Annotated in this window: 9 protein-coding genes, 1 tRNA gene and 2 pseudogenes; 8 read left to right on the forward strand and 4 right to left on the reverse strand. The window is 69.3% G+C overall.

Annotated elements, in window-relative coordinates:
• The first annotated feature begins 66 nt into the window (after positions 1-66).
• Positions 67-372, forward strand: a pseudogene (locus SALPAC3_RS0109420) (MarR family transcriptional regulator).
• Positions 373-699: 327 nt separating this feature from the next.
• Here SALPAC3_RS0109420 and SALPAC3_RS29180 read toward each other — a convergent pair.
• Together SALPAC3_RS29180 and SALPAC3_RS0109425 are read right to left on the reverse strand one after the other, a co-directional pair.
• Positions 700-1,113: pseudogene (locus SALPAC3_RS29180) on the reverse strand (NF041680 family putative transposase); the annotation flags it as partial.
• Between the two features lie 137 nt (positions 1,114-1,250).
• Positions 1,251-1,322 (reverse strand) — tRNA-Lys (locus SALPAC3_RS0109425).
• A gap of 242 nt (positions 1,323-1,564) precedes the next feature.
• Between SALPAC3_RS0109425 and SALPAC3_RS0109430 the strand changes: the two genes are divergently transcribed.
• Entirely contained in the window at positions 1,565-2,800 is a 1,236-nt protein-coding gene (locus SALPAC3_RS0109430; RefSeq protein WP_018220993.1) for a DUF2786 domain-containing protein, read from the forward strand.
• A gap of 105 nt (positions 2,801-2,905) precedes the next feature.
• Here the strand turns inward: SALPAC3_RS0109430 and SALPAC3_RS0109435 are convergent, their stop codons facing one another.
• Positions 2,906-4,057: a MerR family transcriptional regulator gene (locus SALPAC3_RS0109435; protein ID WP_026185388.1), complete on the reverse strand. Its 1,152-nt coding sequence runs from the start codon at positions 4,055-4,057 to the stop codon at positions 2,906-2,908.
• Positions 4,058-4,281: 224 nt separating this feature from the next.
• On the opposite strand from SALPAC3_RS0109435, the gene SALPAC3_RS0109440 reads away from it, so the two are divergent.
• Positions 4,282-7,401 carry an AfsR/SARP family transcriptional regulator gene (locus SALPAC3_RS0109440; RefSeq protein ID WP_018220995.1) on the forward strand — a complete coding sequence of 1,040 codons (3,120 nt, stop codon included), beginning with the start codon at positions 4,282-4,284 and terminating at the stop codon, positions 7,399-7,401.
• Here SALPAC3_RS0109440 and SALPAC3_RS0109445 read toward each other — a convergent pair.
• A complete protein-coding gene (locus tag SALPAC3_RS0109445) occupies positions 7,368-8,135 on the reverse strand; it encodes a Calx-beta domain-containing protein (RefSeq protein ID WP_018220996.1) in 768 nt (255 codons plus the stop codon). The genes SALPAC3_RS0109440 and SALPAC3_RS0109445 overlap by 34 nt on opposite strands.
• A 255-nt stretch (positions 8,136-8,390) precedes the next feature.
• On the opposite strand from SALPAC3_RS0109445, the gene SALPAC3_RS0109450 reads away from it, so the two are divergent.
• The 5 genes from SALPAC3_RS0109450 to SALPAC3_RS0109470 all read left to right on the forward strand — a co-directional run bounded on the left by SALPAC3_RS0109450 (position 8,391) and on the right by SALPAC3_RS0109470 (position 13,345).
• On the forward strand, positions 8,391-8,861 hold the full coding sequence (locus SALPAC3_RS0109450; RefSeq protein WP_018220997.1) for a hypothetical protein: 471 nt from the start codon (positions 8,391-8,393) through the stop codon (positions 8,859-8,861).
• A gap of 361 nt (positions 8,862-9,222) precedes the next feature.
• Entirely contained in the window at positions 9,223-11,694 is a 2,472-nt protein-coding gene (locus SALPAC3_RS0109455; RefSeq protein ID WP_018220998.1) for an FtsK/SpoIIIE domain-containing protein, read from the forward strand.
• On the forward strand, positions 11,691-12,362 hold the full coding sequence (locus SALPAC3_RS0109460) for a hypothetical protein (RefSeq protein ID WP_018220999.1): 672 nt from the start codon (positions 11,691-11,693) through the stop codon (positions 12,360-12,362). The genes SALPAC3_RS0109455 and SALPAC3_RS0109460 overlap by 4 nt, the downstream gene beginning before the upstream one ends.
• Before the next feature lie 62 nt (positions 12,363-12,424).
• Complete coding sequence (locus tag SALPAC3_RS0109465; protein WP_018218703.1) at positions 12,425-12,685, forward strand: hypothetical protein; 261 nt, start codon at positions 12,425-12,427, stop codon at positions 12,683-12,685.
• Positions 12,686-12,709: 24 nt separating this feature from the next.
• Positions 12,710-13,345, forward strand: a complete 636-nt coding sequence (locus tag SALPAC3_RS0109470; protein WP_018221000.1) for a hypothetical protein — start codon at positions 12,710-12,712, stop codon at positions 13,343-13,345.
• Positions 13,346-13,393: the final 48 nt, after the last annotated feature.

Genomic DNA, 13,393 nt, shown 5'->3' on the forward strand with positions numbered 1-13,393 from the left:
GCGATGCTGGTTTCGTGTCTCGAACTACGTAGATCGGAGTAGAGGACCACGTCGAGAACGGAGGCGCTGACGACTGTGGCAGCCCAGCCGAACACTGCATCCACGGCGAAGGGGTGGACATTCCTCACCAACCACGCGCACGTGCTACTGGCCATCGTTCGCGAGCCGACCGCACGCCTGCGTGACGTCGCCACTCCGTCGGCATCACCGAACGCGCCGCACAGACCACGTCGCGAATACCTGCACCGCGAACGCGTCGGTCGGCGCAACGCGTACACCATCAACGCCACCGGCCGGTTCCGGCACCCCGCCGAAGCCGACCACCACATCGGCGACCTCATCACACTCTTCACCGACCCGCCGCGGCACTGAGGATGCCGAAGCCTTTCGGTCACAGAAGGCTTCAGATCCCCGCCACCGCGCCGATGATCCGCCGGACCGCGGACCAACCACCTCACCGTCCGCGCCACCTTGCACCTGCGCGATCACATGGCACGTGACCTGGGACCTCCGACCCGGGCCAGCGAGGACGACGTCCGCGATGTGATCCACGCATGCAACGAGCGGGGGTCCGACGCGCTGGACCCAAAACGGAGCAGGGCGCATCGGAATAAATAGATGAGCAGACCATCAACTGGACCGTGTCATCGCCCGGCGCAACCCCGTCTCCCGGAGGCCGCCGCGCGTCTAACTTGAGCTTTAACCTGTGCGACGTGGCCTCGGGCTATTCGAAGTCTTCGCTTTCTTCGTGCCGCCTTTCAATTTTGTGCTGGTGGCGGCGGTGACGATGTGGACGTCGTGCCGGGTTACCGGGTGGCGGTTACGTAGTCCGGGTGGACGGCCGCGTCCTGGTCGGGACGGTTTCGGCGCGCGGGCGGGGTTGCCGGCTTTGCCGCGCAGGTGCCGGAACCCTCTCCGGACGCCGGCGGGCGTGAGTCCCTCGGGCGACGCTGGGCGTTCCCAGGGCCGGCGCAGGTCGCCGACGGCGCCTCGGGCGAGGCGCAGCTGGGTGTAGGCGGCCAACACGAGCCAGGTCCAGCGGTCGGCGGCGTGCGGATCGCGCAGTTTCGGGCTGGTCCAGCCAAGGGCTTGCTTAAGCATGCGGAAGGTGTGTGGTCAGCCGTCGCACCACGTCAATCCGGCAGTACCGGGCAGAGTAGCTACCGAGCCCAAGATCGGAGTTAGGTTGTGCCCTGGCTGTGCCCGATGATCTTCAGCTGGCGTTTTCGCAGCTCAGGATTAGCTTGGAGTGGGCCGCCAGGGACTCGAACCCTGAACCTAAGGATTAAAAGTCCTCAGCTCTACCATTGAGCTAACGGCCCGCTGGGGCACCAGGCTACCCGATCGCCGGCTCCGCTCCGGGGCCGCCTGGGTGGTACGGGTGAACGGCGTGGCTCCGGTTGCTAACGTTCGGTGCTCGACCTCGCGGACCCAAAGGATACCGATGGGCAGGAACAGTCGTGAACGCCACAAGGCCAGGCGGAAGGCCGCCGCGGCGGCTCAACGCCGGCGGGCCGCAGCGACTGGGCAGGACGACCCGCTGGGCAGGTATGGCGGGTCAAGCGTGCCGACGCAGCGGCAACTCGCGGAACAGATCATCAACCAGGCGATGTTCGCCCGGCAGCACGACGATGCCGCCGAGTTCGACGACTGCCTCCGCCTACTGATTATCGGCCCCGGCGGCGCCGCCGGGCTCCAGGTCGTCAACCGGGCGCTACTGACCTACCTGCTCCGTGAGGTCGAGCAGGCATGGCGGCACGGTTGGCAGCCGGCCGAGCTGGTACGGGTGGCCCGCCGTGAACACGCCGCGCGGCACGGGCGGCTCATGATCGATGTTATCGCGGCGCAAATGCGTGGCTACGCCGCGGCGACCGTCGATCCGCGGTGGCAGTCGCAGCTGACGTCCCTCGACGCGACGGTGTGGTGGGAGCACGACGACCACTATCCGGCCGTCTGGGGCGAGCGACAGGGCCTGGACCGCAGCGCGGTCATCGCCATCATGATCGACATCTGCTACCTGCTCGCGACGCTACCACCGATCGAGCAGGTCGGGCCGATGCCGGGCACCGCTCGGCCCACCAGGACGGAACCGTCGGCCGACCTGGATCGGCGAGTCCTCGACCGGGTTCGGGCCCTGCTGGCCAAGGCAGAGTCCACCGACTTCCCGGAGGAGGCAGAGGCGTTCACCGCCAAGGCCCAGGAACTGATGGCCCGGCACCGCATCGACCACGCCCTGCTCATCGCCGCGACCGGTGAGCGCGAGCAGCCGACCACCCGCCGGGTGGGCATCGACAATCCGTACGAGGCGCCGAAGACCCTGCTGTTGCAGGTCGTCGCCGAGGCCAACAGCTGCCGCGCGGTGTGGAGCAAACGCTTCGGTTTCAGCAGCGTCGTCGGCTTCCCGGCCGACCTGGAGTCCACCGAGCTGCTGTTCACCTCACTGCTGGTGCAGGCGACGCGAGCGATGACCCAGGCCAAGCCCAGCACCGACCGGTACGGGCGCAACACGACCCGCTCGTTCCGCCAGTCGTTCCTGACCGCGTACGCGTCGCGGATCGGCGAACGACTCGAGGCCGCGGCCGGCGGAGTGGACCAGGAGTTGGCCGAGTCGGCGCAGGCTGCCCAGTTCCTCCCGGTCCTCGCCGCCCGCGACGACGCCGTACGCGATGTCTTCGACCAGCAGTTCCCCGAGTTGACCCAGCAGACGACGACCATCAACAACCGGGCCGGCTGGGCGTCCGGCCGGGCCGCGGCCGACCAGGCCTCGCTGCACGGGCGAGCGTCCGTCACGCCCCGCTGATCAGCTGGCACGCGACTGGCCATCCTCCGGAGGGCCGGTCGCTGCGGCAGGGGTCGCGGCGGCGGGGGTCGCGGCGGCGGGGGTCGCGGCGGCGGGGAATTCGGCTCAGGTCCGCGCCGGGGTGGCGGCGCCGCCGTCACCTCCCGCTACGAGCAGCCGGAGGCCGAGCTCGGCCGTGTCGAGGGCGACGAGGTCGCGGTTCCGCTCGGCCCACCGGCCGGACGACAGGTCTTCGTGGAGCGACCTGACTGCCCGCTCCTCTGCCTGCGCTCCCACCCTGGTCCAGACCGACACCGCCCGGCGTACGTGTTCGTCCAGGTACGCCTCAGGTCGGCGCCAGTAGGCCTCGAAGAAGCCGTCAGCGCAGTCCCATGGGACGAGCACCGGTTCGGCACGTCCGCCGATCGCACGGGTCAGCTCGGCGAGGGACGGCCAGCCCACGAGCAGATCCGCGAACTCGGGTAGGTAGTCGCGGGTGAGCCAGAACCGCTGCCCCCAGCCGGTGTCCTCAGCGTCGTAGGTGAACACCACCACCCGACGCGCAACCCGCCGCATCTCCCGCAGCCCGGCGACCGGGTCCCGCCAGTGATGCACGGTGCTGACCGCCATCGCGGCGTCGAAGGACTGGTCCTCGAACGGCAGACTCTCCGCAGCGGCGGCCGCGCACGGCGCCGCGCCCGCGGGGCGCTGCGCGCGCATGACCGCCGACGGTTCCACCGCCGTGACCTCACGGTCGTGCGGTTCGTAGGAGCCGGTGCCCGCCCCAACGTTGAGCACCGTACGGGCGTCTCCCAACGCGCCCCAGATTTGGGCGGCGATCCGTGGCTCGGTGCGCCGCGTCGCTGGGTAGGCGGACCCGATCGCGTCGTACAACTGCGCGCCGAACATCTTCAGCTGCTCCGCTGGTGTCGTCCTGATCCCCATTGTCCGTGCCTCCAACTCCCGGTCGATGGCCGTCACCATGGCCGCGGCGCGGTCCCGCTGGTCCAACAGCAACCCACGCAGCCGACGCAGGTGCGCGACCGCGTCAGTGGTCGGATCGTTGACCAGGTCCCCGATCTCCCGCAGCCCGAAACCAAGCCGCCGGTACGCGAGCACCTCCCGCAGTCGCTCCACGTCGCCCGCCGAGTAGGCCCGGTGTCCCGCCACGGTCCGGGTGGACGGCCGCAGGAGGCCGATCTCGTCGTAGTGATGCAGCGTGCGGACGGTTACGTCGGCCAGCTCGGCCGCTTGCCCCACAGTCAGGTGATCCTCCACGACGTGGACTATGTGACATCCCGCCGCGTGAGGCGCAAGCAGAAAGTGATGAGCCACCCGCCGTGGTTGGACTGTCCGGTACCAGCGCTAGCCGCCCACCCCAACCGGTCCTTACCTATCCTTTGGTCGAGGGTTGGTCTCGGAGCCAGAGAGCATTCGCTACGTCGATGCCAACTCGTCCGAAGCCGCGACGGCCTGGGCTGCCACAGCGGGAGAGGTCGATGATGTCGGGTGTTGAGGTCAATATTCTCGGCGGCGTCGAAGTGATCGGGCCGCGCGGCCGGACCGCGTTGGTGGGACGACGGCATCGTGCGTTGGTGGCCGCCCTGGCCCTGCGGCCCGGCGCGGTGCTGCCGCTGTGGCGGCTCGTCGAGGCGCTGTGGGGGGATTGTCCACCACGAACCGCCGTCCGGTCGCTGCACAGTCACGTGGCGCGGCTACGCCTCGCGCTCGACGCGAGCGGGTTGGGCGGAATACTGCAGACCCGGGAGCCGGGCTACCTACTCGCCATCGACGCGACGGCGGTGGACGCGTACCGGTTCGAACAGCAAACCAGGGCGGCCCGGGACGGTTTGGCCGCCGGGGTGGCCAGTTGGGCTGCCGACGTCATGGCACAGGCGTTGGAGCTGTGGCGTGGCGAGGCACTGGCCGACGCGGATCCGATCGGGTGGACGGCAGCCGAGGCAGCGCGCCTGGCGGGCCTGCGGCTCGCCGCGCAGATGGACCGCTGCGAGGTACTGACCTGCCTCGGCAGACCGGATGAGGCGCTCGGCGACATAGAGCGAATGCTGGCCGCGGACCCGACCCGCGAACGGCTGGTGGGCCTGCGCATGCTCGCCCTGGCGGGATCCGGGCGGCCGACTGAGGCGCTGAACGCCTACCAACGGCTACGCGTTCGGCTCGCGGAGGAACTCGGGGTAGATCCGTCGCCCGAACTGGCAGACCTGCACACCGCGCTGCTACGTGGCGCCGCGCCGGGTGAACTGCGGGCGCCGGGTAGCGTTCTTGGCCGGAACCCGGTCGCGGCGACGCCACCCCGGCCGGCGCAGTTGCCGGCACCGGTGGGGTACTTCACCGGCCGCGTCACCGAGCTGGGTGAGCTGAGCAGTGTCATCGAGACAGGTCACGACGGCGTCCGGCCCGTGGTGCTGATCAGCGGCCAAGGCGGGATCGGCAAGACGTCGCTCGCGGTGCAGTGGGCCGTCAGCGCCACTGATCGGTTTCCGGACGGTCAGCTATTCGTCAATCTCCGTGGCCACAACCGGGCCGAGGCGCTTGCCCCGACTGAGGTGGTGGCAGTCCTGCTGAGGTGCCTCGGGATTCCGGATGACCGGCTTCCTACCGGGCTGGCCGAGCGGGTCGCTCTGTACCGCACGATCCTCGCCGACCAGCGCATGCTCGTCGTGCTCGACGACGTCGGCTGCACCGAGCAGGTGTTGCCGGTGATCCCGGGCAGCGCCGCGAGCCTGCTCGTGGTGACGAGCCGTAACAGCCTCGTCGCCCTGGTGACGCACACCCGGGTGCACACCCTCCTTCCTGACCTGTTCAGCCAGGATGAGGCGACCGACCTGATGGAAAAGATGCTCGGCGCCGAGCGGGTGGGCCGAGAGCGCGATGCGGTGGCCGGGCTTGCCGAGTTGTGCGGTCGGCTTCCGCTCGCACTACGGATCGCGGCGGCAAAGCTTGCGATGCGCCCGGCTCAGCCCATCTCGGTACTCGTCGAGGAGTTGTCGGGCGGCGACCGGTTGGCCCACCTGTCCGTCGAGAACGGCAGCCGCGACGTCAGTGTGGTGTTCGCCAGTGCGTACCAATCGCTGTCGCTACCCGCGATGCGGCTGTTCCGGCTGCTCGGCCTGCACCCCGGGCCGCACCTCGGCGCACCCCTGGCTGCCACGCTCTGCGGCCTGCCCGCCGAGGTGTGGCGGCACGCGTTGGCCGAACTCGTCGCGGCGCATCTGGTTGCCGAGCCACAGCCCGGCCGGTACCAGTTCCACGATCTGGTCCGGCTCTTCGCGTGGCGGTGTGCGCTGGTCGACGAGCCCCCGAGTACGCGTGCCGAGGTGGCCGAGAAGTTGCTCGACTGGTATCTGGTCGGCGCCGAAGCGGCCACCCAGGTGCTCGACAGCCACCTTGACCGGGTGACGGCGGTGCTGCGTCATCCGGCTCCGGAGCTTCCCTTTCCCGCCGTTCGCGAGCACGCGATCGCGTTTCTGGAGTCCGAACGCGAGAATCTACTGCCGATCGTGCGGTACGCGGAGGAGCACGACCAGCCCGCGGCGGCATGCCAGCTGACCTACCTACTGACCAGCTACTTCGACGTGCGGGGCGACTGGTCCGAGCGGGTGGTAATGTGCCAGCACGCGGTCCGGGCCGCCCGCCGGCTCGGCGATCCGGTCCTCGAAGCCGAGATGCATCGGGCGCTCGGCGTGGCCTACCGTACGACGCACCAGCTCAGCCCGGCACTCGACAGCCACAATCAGGCGCTGGCGCTGTTGCGGCCGCTCGGGGACGAAGCTGGCTTGGCGTACGTCTACAACAACATCGGTGGGGCGTTCGTAGAAATGCGTCGGTTCACTGCCGCGATCGAGGCGTACGAGACCGCGCTGCGGCTGCACGATCACTGTGGCAAGCAGGCCGGCGCGGCGACCGCCCAGCGCAACCTCGGGTACGTCCACGTCCGGATGGGCCGTGCCGATCTCAGCTTCGCCCCGCTGAACGCGGCGTTGGCCACCAGCCGATCCATTGGTCTGCACCGGCTCGAGGCGAGCACGTTGAACAGCCTCGGCGAGGCGCACCTGCAGCAGCTGCGGCACGGTCGGGCGCTCGACTGCTTCCACGAAGCCCTCGCCGTGAGCCGCAAAGCCGGCGATCGCCGCTACCAGATGGTCGCGCTGGGCGACCTCGGACGCACCTACCTGGCCCACGATGACCCCGCGTCGGCTGTGGAGCACTTCGAGCGGGCACTGACGATGAGTCGGAGCCTGGGTCATCGACACATCGAGGCACGCACCCTCAACCAGCTCGGCGAAGCGCATCTGCGCCTGGCGAACCTCGACGCGGCCCGCCGGTGCCTGACGGCAAGCGCCAGCCTTCGGCGGGCCGTGCCCGACCTGTACGAGCAGGCACACGTGCTCCGCAACCTCGGCGACCTCGCGGAGTTGACCGGCAGCCGAGGTGCCGCAGAACGCCACTGGTCAACGGCTGTTCGCCTCTACCACGAGGCGAGCGCGACCGATGAGGCGGAGCAGCTCGCCAGCAAGCTGACCGACGAAGCCGACCTGGGTGCCGTCCCCGTTCCCCCGCGTTCTCGTCAGTCGTCGTCGACGATGCCCATGGCCACCTGATCCTGGGTGATCTTCCCGTTCGAGGGTGCGTAGAGGTGAACGTAGAAGTACTCGTGGCCCTCCACCTCTCGGTCGTCCCGGACCGGGATGCTGAGCTCCGCTGTTGATGCCCGGGCCGGTATGGTGAGTTGCCCGTTGGAGGTTCCGGTGTAGTCCGATTCAGCGGTCGCAGTACCATTCCGGGTGGCGAAATGGATGGTCAGGTCGACCGACACCGGCTCCGATATGATCATGTTCAGCCGGCAGCTGCCACCTGACTCCAGGCAATGTGGCTTACCAAGGGGCGTGATTATGACGTCGTCGTTGCGGATCGTGCCCAGACCGACCGGGTCGACAATTCCCAGCCCGACCGGGTCGAACAGCTCTAGCGTGAACACCTCGTCCGGCTCGATTCCGTAGTCGCTCACAATGTCCACGACGATGGTGTGGTTGGTGGTTTCGCCCGGCAGCCAGGACAACTCACCGGATACCGGCGTGTAGTCGAGTCCGGGTTCGGCCATCGGCATCCCACCGCCGGGGTCAGCCCCCGTCGCAAACTGGACTGTTCCCCCCGCGCAGCCGGCCGACGTCACCGTGAACGTGATCTCCGCCGGGAAGAACCCGCCCTCGAACTGGGTGGCGTCGCTTACGCCGACGCTGCGCGGCGCACAGATATCGTCCGCCGCAGCCGGACCGACCGAAATGGCGGCCACCGCCAGGACCAGTGTTGCGCCGACCGCAACCAGCCGTGTCATGCCCTTCAAAGGGTCCACCTCCTTGGCGCCCGATCGGCGCCGGTCGAACGGGTCTCCTCCAGGATTAGCCCCTGCCTGTTGTGGCGCGGTTGTGGTGCCGTCTCGCTTCCGCGGCCCGCCACCGCGGGGACAGGGCGGGCCACCCCCACAACAGCGCCACAACCGCCGCGCAACAGCGGTGCCGTTGGTTGGACGCATCGAGAGTCAGGCCCGGCACGACACGGTCCTCCGAACCGTGCCAGGAAAGGAGAACTCATGCTCAGGCGACAGACGAAGGTGCGTGCGATCACCGCGATGCTGGGGCTTTTCGGTGCCACATTCGCGTCACTGGCGGTGGCTCCCAGTGCCGCACAGGCACGGTGCAACGGCGTCGGCAACAGCATTACCAGCACCTTGAACATCGGCTCAGCCGCCGCCGTCGTCGAGACCCCGATCGCCGGCACCTGCAATGACAACAACTACTACCAAGGCGGCTTCAAGAGCAACTATGCCGGCTGGCGGGCATCTGTCTGGTTCGAGCGGAATGGGTGGCAGAGCCGCTTCGGCCCATACGGTACGGCCGATCAGTATTATTCCTACACCGACACCAGCACCCCAATTCCAGGATCCACCGCAATGCACTTCTGCCTGGACAACGGAGTGACCTGGTACTGCGGCTGGGGAAATGACTACACCATCGCCGGCGGTGTCACACACACCTACACCGGAATCAATCACGGCTTCTGATCTCAACCTGACCCCGGGACGCCGCTGACCGGCGTCCCGGGGTTCGGCGCGCGCATCCGGTCACCCCTCACCCCTGGCGGGATCGCCGTCGAAGGCGTTCCGCCGATGACGGCCGTAGCTGTGGGCGACGTGGGGGCTGACTCGCAGTGGCCACTTTGGGTAGGGTCTGCGCGAGTAGCCGTGGTCGGTGAGCTGGGGGCGTGCGTTGGAGTCGGTGGCGTCAGCGTTCGGTCGGGCGGTGGCGGCGCACCGGGATGCCGTCTCTCACATTGAGGCTGCTCGCGCGAGGTTGCGCGACCGCGCTGCGGAAGCTGGCGTCTCGGCGCGGGCCCGCGAGGAAGCACAGCGTCTCACCGCCCGGATGCAGCGGCTCGCCGAGGGGCTGACGCCCGGTTGGCTCGGTTGCCGACTGGACGGTTCGGCTGCGGATCTGCCCACCGGCGTGGACGCGGCGCTGGGGCGTCCGATGCCTGTTCGCCTGGGCGACACGACGCCGGTGGCGGGAAGCGGGTTCAGCGTCGTGGCGCCGTTCGTGGGCGCCGGTCACCTGGCGGTCGACAGTGACGCCCGTGATCCGGCGGTGGCGCGCTGGCTGCGCGGCGTACTGCTGCGGGTGTTGGCGGCGTTGCCGGACGGCGTGCTCCAGGTCGCGGCGGTGGATGGGGCGACCCTCGGGACCGTCTTCGGGCCGTTCCGCGAGATGGTGGAGGCGGAGGCGTGGCCACGTCCGGCGATCGACCTGCCGGGGTTTCAGCAGGTGCTGGCCGAGGCGGAGGAGCGGATCGAGCGCGCCCAGGGTGGCGAGTCGGATCCTTCGGTGCTGCTGGTGTGCGTGGCGGCGATGCCGGAGGGCGCTGGGCGTAGGGAGTGGTCCCGGTTGTCGGCGATCGCGCACGCGGGCCCGGCGGCCGGGGTGTTCCTGCTGCTCGCCGGCTACCCGCCGGCGCAGCATCCGGGCGGGCTGAACCCGGCACCGCGCCTGGAGGGCACCACCGCGTTGACAGCGTCCCGCGGCGGCGTGTTCGCGGTCTCCGACCCGCCGGGGCAGCACCGGTTCAGCTCGGACGAATCGGGGTTGGCGGTGCCGGTAAGCCTGGACGCCGGCCCGCCGGACACGCTGGTGGAGGCGGTCTGCCGCCGGTTGGCGAAGTCGGCTCGGGTGCAGACGGCGACGGACTTCACGATGCTGATGCCAGAGGAGATCTGGCAGCAGTCGTCGATCGACGGCCTGCGGACGGTGGTGGGCCGGGAGGGGCGTACCGAGTGCGTGCTGGCGTTGGACGACGCGACGCCGCACTGGTTGGTGGGGGGTCGCACCGGGTCGGGGAAGACAGTGTTTCTCCTCGACGTGCTCTACGGCCTGACCTCGCGCTACTCGCCGGACGAGTTGTCGCTCTACCTGCTGGACTTCAAGGAGGGCGTGTCGTTCGCGGAGTTCACCCCGACGATGGTGGACCCGTCGTGGATTCCGCACGCCCACACGGTCGGCATCGAGTCCGACCGGGAGTACGGGCTGGCGGTGCTGCGGACGCTGTCCCGGGAGATGACCCGCCGGGCGACCGAGCTGAAGCGGGCCGGCGTGACGAAACTTGCCGATCTGCGGACCGGTCGACCGGATGTGGCGATGCCCCGGCTGCTGGCGGTGATCGACGAGTTCCATGTGCTCTTCGAGGGCAACGACGCGGTGGCCCAGCAGGCGGTGGCGCTCCTTGAGGAGCTGGCGCGCAAGGGCCGCTCGTACGGCGTCCACCTGATCCTGGCGTCGCAGACGATCTCCGGGGTGGAGGCGCTCTTCACCAAGACCGACTCCATTTTTGGCCAGTTTCCGCTGCGGGTTGCCCTCGCCGGTGGCGGCGGAGTCCTCGACCAGCTCAACGATGGTGCGGACAACCTGCCCCTCGGCGGGGCGGTGATCAACTCGGCGGCCGGGATTCCGGGGGCGAACCGGGTCATCCGCTTTCCGAACGCCGACGCCGGGTCGGTGGCCGCCCAGCGGCACCTGCTCTGGAGTGCCCGCCGCCCGGGTGGTGCACCGCCGACGGTCTTCGCCGGCTACGCCGAGCAACATCCCGACCAGGATCCCACCTTCGCCAACCTGACGCCCGACGTACGGCGGCGGCGAGCCCTGGTCGGCCGGACCGTGGCCGTCGGCCTGCCCACCGCGGGTTTCACCCTCGACGCGACCCCGGGCAGCCACCTGGCGGTCCTGGGTACCTCCCCGGTCGGGGCCGACGTGCTCTACGCGGCCACGGCCAGTTTGGCCCGCCAGTACGCGCCGGGCACGGCCCGGTTCCTCATCGCGCCGCTGGTCGCCGCCGCCGACGAGGCCTCCGACGCCACCGTCGAGGCGATCGCCGCCGCCGGGCACCCGTACGAGACGCTCAGCGCGGCCCAGCTTCGGGCGCGGCTGACGGAGCTCGCCCAGCCGACCGATTCTGACGCTGGGCCGACCACCCACCTGGTGATCTTCGGTGCGGATATCGCCAGCAGTCTGCTGACCACCAGCGACCCCACCACCTACCGCTCGGGGCACGACGAGCTGCGGGACATGCTGGCCAACGGCCCCACCCACGGTGTCCACCTGCTCGGCTGGTGGCGCTCGGTGAGTCGGTTCAGCAGCGACCTCGGGCCCACCGGCGGCAACGAGGTCGCCTGCCTCGTCGCCCTCAACCTGCCCAGCAACGAGGTCAGCTCCCTGCTCGGCGACTACGCCTCGGAGTGGCAGTCCCGCCCCAACCGGGCGCTGCTGATCGACCGGCACGACAACCGCCGCGCCCTCATCGTCCCCTACGTGCGCCCCGGCACCCTGGACCAGATCGATGAGTACGCATGACTGAGCAACCGGGCACTCCACTGCCCCGCGATGGCGGCTGGGCCGCCTACACGGATCACGCCCGCCGCCTGTCCGCCCTGCTGAAGGAGGAACGCTCCCGCGGCGAGCAGCAGGCCGCCGCCAGTCGTGACGGGCAGGCCGCGGTGGATCAGCTCACCCACCGGGCGGCGACGCAACGGCAGCACCTGCACCACCTCGCAGTCACCCTGCGCCTGCCCGCGCCGCAGTTTGGCCAGATCGCGCCCGGCCCCATCCCGGACCCGGCCGAGGCGCTGCGGCGGGCGACAACCGCCGCCAACGCCGCCGACGCCGCCGCCGAGAACGCCCACCGGCGAGCAGCCCAGCCGCCGTTGCTGCCGGGGCTCACCCCGCTGGCCCGCAATGCCCTCGTCTACTCCATCGCGGCGATGGTCGGCACCTTCGCATCGCTGCTGATGTTTGCCCTCAGCCCCGACAAGGACCTCGGGCGCATTCCATTGCACCTGGTGCCCTGGTCCCTGTGTGGACTGCCCGCGCTCGCCTTCTTCGCCGGCTATCTCACCATCAGCCTCGTCGGTCAGCCCCGCATCGGGGGTGGCGGCACCCGGTCCAGAAAGGTCGGCGGGGTGATCTGTTTCGTCGGCATGCCGATCTTGTGGTTCATCTTCATCGCCGCGACCCGCGGCTGACAACAGGCGCACCTGCGACCGACGGCAGGGCGTTGGACCCCACAACCCAGGGAGGAAAGTCAATGGCCACCATCGGAGACATCAAGGCAGGCCTGGCCCACGGCAAGACTGAGGCGGACAAGGCCCTCGCCCAACTCGCTGGCGTCAACGCCCAGGTCGACAAGGCCATCGCCGTGCTCCAGGCCCTCGCCGCCGGCACCCAGCAGCCCGCCGTCATGGGCGCCATCGGCAAGCTCACCGCCGCCAAGCAGAAGTTCGGTGAGGGCGCCGGCCTGATCCAGGCCGCCGTCGCGCAGACCGAGAAGTACAACGCCGTCCTCTGACACCGATCTCCCGGAAGGTCCCCGATGCCCACCGTCATCGTCCCCGTCGGCCTCAACCTCGGCCCCTCCTACCGGTACGTCACCCCACCCGACCCCAACCCGGAGTACTGGGAGGTCCGGCTCGGCAACGACTCCGAGGAACTCACCGATGACGAATTCCAGGTGTGGGGACGGGCCTTCCTCGACCCCGAGCGCCACGCCCGCCTGGAAGTCACCCGCGACACTCTCCAACGCGACCTGCTCGCCGCGGGCGCCGGCCCCGCCAGCGCGGGGCCGGTCATCGAGCAGCTCATCGACCGGGGCCTACTGATCGAGTTCGACCCGAACGGTGAGCTGGAGAAGCCGTTCCGGCGCATCAAGCTCCACCCACTCGCCGAAGGGATGGGCAACACCCCCGAAGAACCAGACCGCCGCCTCATCGGACACAACGGTCAGGCATACGTCAAAGTCAACTACACCGTCTACAACCTATGGGCGTTTTCCTCAACTGTCAGCTCGCTTTGGCAAGCGTGTACCCTCGCTACCGCGCTAGCCGATGAACAACGAGCCGCCGGTGAGGACATTGATCCGATGACAGCCGCTGAGCTGGCAATTGATGTCGCGAACGTTACTCCCATGCTGATTGCTTCCGGCTGCGCGTTCCTGGAACCGGTTCGATAGCCGATGCTCGGGCTGGGAAGACAGGGCCGGGGGCGAACGAGAGACGCG

It is taken from the genome of Salinispora pacifica DSM 45544, from assembly GCF_000378845.1.
Lineage (GTDB): Bacteria > Actinomycetota > Actinomycetes > Mycobacteriales > Micromonosporaceae > Micromonospora > Micromonospora pacifica.